Annotated in this window: 3 protein-coding genes; 2 read left to right on the forward strand and 1 reads right to left on the reverse strand. The window is 36.2% G+C overall.

What is annotated here, in order from left to right; genetic code table 11:
- Positions 1–317 precede the first annotated feature (317 nt).
- A complete protein-coding gene (gene mobQ, locus FTV42_RS15920; RefSeq protein ID WP_227866002.1) occupies positions 318–2,072 on the reverse strand; it encodes a MobQ family relaxase in 1,755 nt (584 codons plus the stop codon).
- A 258-nt stretch (positions 2,073–2,330) separates the two neighbouring features.
- Here mobQ and FTV42_RS15925 point away from each other — a divergent pair, with 258 nt between their 5' ends.
- Both FTV42_RS15925 and FTV42_RS15930 read left to right on the forward strand, forming a co-directional pair.
- Positions 2,331–2,705, forward strand: coding sequence for a hypothetical protein (locus FTV42_RS15925; RefSeq protein WP_086322809.1), 375 nt, complete (start codon positions 2,331–2,333; stop codon positions 2,703–2,705).
- Between the two features lie 176 nt (positions 2,706–2,881).
- Positions 2,882–3,202, forward strand: a complete 321-nt coding sequence (locus FTV42_RS15930) for a GrlR family regulatory protein (protein ID WP_179997607.1) — start codon at positions 2,882–2,884, stop codon at positions 3,200–3,202.
- The last annotated feature ends 61 nt before the right edge of the window (positions 3,203–3,263 follow it).

The raw sequence follows: 3,263 nt of genomic DNA on the forward strand, positions 1-3,263 counted from the left end.
TTGTGACTTTAAAAAAAAGCAAAAGCAGCTCGGAATTCGCTTCGCTCATGAGCTTTTTACTCGCTTCGCTCGACATAAAGCCATCGTAATCAGTTCGCACCCATTCGGGATGCTCTGATTCTGAGTTCTTGATACACAGGGGAGCCTGTAATCAGGGAAAAACAGGTGAAAAAATTTAGATCCCTGTAGTTCGCTCGTAGACACTCGCTAAATGCTCTCATTTGCGATTTAAGAGTTTTTTCTTAACTCAACTATAAATCTACTGTGGTTTAGCAAAACATCGCTAAAAACCCTATTTTTTTGCGTTTAAACAGCATTCACCAAGGTCGGTAATCGTTGTTATTTTCATTTTCTGGTTTTTTAGGCTCATTTTTCTGCTGTTTTTCCAATTCTTGGCGTTTTAAAAATGCCAAATGTTCTCGTTCGTGTCTTTCTTGTTCATAGCGTTGTTCTTTTTGCTCTCGTTCTTTACGTAATTGCTCTCTAAATTCACTTTCTCTGCGATCATTTTCAATTCTTCGTTGGCGATCTACTTCCGCTTGGCGTACTTGCTGCATTCTTTCTTGTTCAATTTTGAGATCATCTGCCCGTTTTGCTTTAAGGAGGGGACTCATATCATCATTAAAATCATGTAGGGTATCGAATGAATGAACGTACTCTCGTTTTAGCTTCTGCCAAAACGTGGGTTTTATCGTTGGTCGTTCAATCCCATTATTTTCCAGTATCTCTGAGCATTGACCTAAGCGTTGGACGACATTCTCAATATCGTATTCTTTAGCAAGTTGTTCGACCTCGGTTGCGTATTCTCTCCAGTTCTCATTTTTTGCCTGTTCTACTGATTTTTCAGTCGCATAAAAATCAGGTTTTTTTATATCTCTGTAAGTATGATGGTAAGAGTCATAAAACAAATTATTGGTATGTAGGTAAAAATCGCTTTTGTTTTCTGCTAACCATCGTTTTGTCTTGGTGAGATTTGATTCAATCTGCTTTTGATTATCAGCAGCATTGCTTTGAATGGTGTAAAACTGATTGGCAAATTCTGCATAAATATCTTGGCACCGGATGAAGTCATCATATGCGTTGTCGATCTGTTGAACCTGTTGTTCTTGCAGGCGTTCTTCTTCTAGGTTGAGATTTACTAATTCTGCTAAAAGCTCTTTTTCTTCTGCTTCGGTTAACTGAAGTTCGTTTTCCAGCTGGGTAATCTGATCTTCTAATCGACTTGGAACAATAATTTCTTGATCAAGGCCCTTGATGATCTGTTGGTATTCTCGTGCAGCATCTAAATTTTTGGCTTTGATTGCATCATTTTCAAGTGCAATTCTTGGTAGCACAATTTCAGTGTTACGTTCTTCAAGCGGTCTTTTTTGTTCCTCGTCATATTGTCTGCGAAGTGCTGTAGCTTCATGCCCTTCATGATGAGTGGGTTCAAGAAAGTCTAAGCCCTGATCCTTGTAACTCCGGTGGTCGATGCGTTCGTCTAGTCCGGCATTTTCCAATACTGTGTTTACAACATTGGCAAAAGTTGCTCGGCTGTCCTTCAGGATCTCGGGACCATGGTCGTTGAAGATTCTTTGTTTCTTTCCTAATTCGCCTTTTTCATTGATGAGTCTGGTCGTGAACATCATGTGTACGTGATAGTTTTTATTATTGGTTTCATCGTTATGTTCATGTGGTGCATGGATGCAGGCATCGACAATAACATTGTGCTTGTTCACAAAGTCTCGGCAAAAGTCATCAACGATTTTTATGCGTTCTGCATCTGTTAATTCATGTGGTAAAGCACAGATATATTCTTTGGCGAGTCGTGCATTGGCTTTCATTGAGCCATTGGCATTGAATTCTTTTTTTTCTACTGTATTCCAAAGTGTTTGACGGTCTAAAAGTTTTGTATTGGTATGTTCTGGTGCATAAATATTTTTGTATTCAAGTCCCTTTTTTTTAGTGTAGTCCTGAGTCTTTCCAAAAGTCAGATCCTCTAATTTTTCACAGGCACGATAAGCAGCACAAGCAACGGCTGAACGTCCGTCACTTCGTGAGATGTTGCTTTCATTCAAATGAAAAATTGCCACTTTAAAAACCTAAATTTCTGCATACCGTGGTTTTGATTTTTGCAACTTTGAAAAAGTTGCTGACCATGCTAAAGCGAGGTCATGGGGTACAGGGGTTTCCCCTGTCGCAACGTCCACTTTTGAATGAAATGATAAAAGTGGGTAAGTGCGCCCTTCATTTCATTCCGGGAAAACTCCGCTTCGCTACGTTTGATATTGCTCGCTTTGTTTTTTGACTCTATGATGATGTTTGATTATTGATCATCACGGTTTAATACTATGTCAGATATTCAAGAAAAGAAAGATGCAGTTTTAAAGAAGCTCACTAAAGCACAGCAGAAGAAGTTATCTCTACAAGAGCAAATTGAGTATTTGAAAAAAGAACAAGAGCAGATCTTAGAACAGGCAAAACAGAAACAGAATGAGCTTAAACTTAAGCAGCAAAAACTTTTAAGTGAAGCCAAAGCTCAAGAACGGAAAAATGAAACTAGACGGAAAATTTTGCTTGGCGCTTGGGTTTTGAATAAATTTAAGAATGATGAATCTTTTAAACATCAATGGGCTGATTTTGAGCAGTTTTTAAGTGCGGAAAGTAAGACAGAAGAAAATAGACAGAAAGATAAAGAGCTTTTTAATGATCTTTTTAAGGGATAAGTTCTAAATTTCATATAAGAGATTTTATGTTAAATAAAGGTTAACTACTATGAAATGCTAATGTTTGTATTACAGGAGAGGTAGCTCAATTTGTTTGAACAACTAAAAGCTTATTTAAAGTTGAAATTGGCGTAAAATATATAAAACACTCACTTTGTTGAACTGGTATTTTAAGAATGCGAGATGGTATTTACTTCCTTGAATTTCAAGATAATTTTAATGATTTTGGTAATGGAGTTTTTGTAGTACAAAATAATATAATAAATGGTGGAAACTATGCATTTTCCTTTCAAGGTGAAATCATTAATCAAAAATCGAAAGTTATTATAAAACAACATGATAATAGTATAGAAAAAGCTATAAATGAAACTTTAAATGTATCTATTAAAAAGACGAATTATGATTATGAATTATTAGGGAGTATTACTAATAGACCTAATTTAGTCGTTTATATAAAAGCAAAATTTATAGGTGACTTATTTCTAAAATTAACATAATACACGTTATGCGAAGTCAAAAATGGGAGCTCTAAGCTCCCATTTTTAGTCTTTAATGCGC

It is taken from the genome of Acinetobacter sp. YH16052, from assembly GCF_013417155.1.
Lineage (GTDB): Bacteria > Pseudomonadota > Gammaproteobacteria > Pseudomonadales > Moraxellaceae > Acinetobacter.

What these genes read in the sequence shown, in the direction of transcription:
- FTV42_RS15925 (WP_086322809.1), top strand. Translation starts at nt 2,331, where the DNA reads ATGTCAGATATTCAAGAAAAGAAAGATGCAGTTTTAAAGAAGCTCACT.
- FTV42_RS15930 (WP_179997607.1), top strand. Translation starts at nt 2,882, where the DNA reads ATGCGAGATGGTATTTACTTCCTTGAATTTCAAGATAATTTTAATGAT.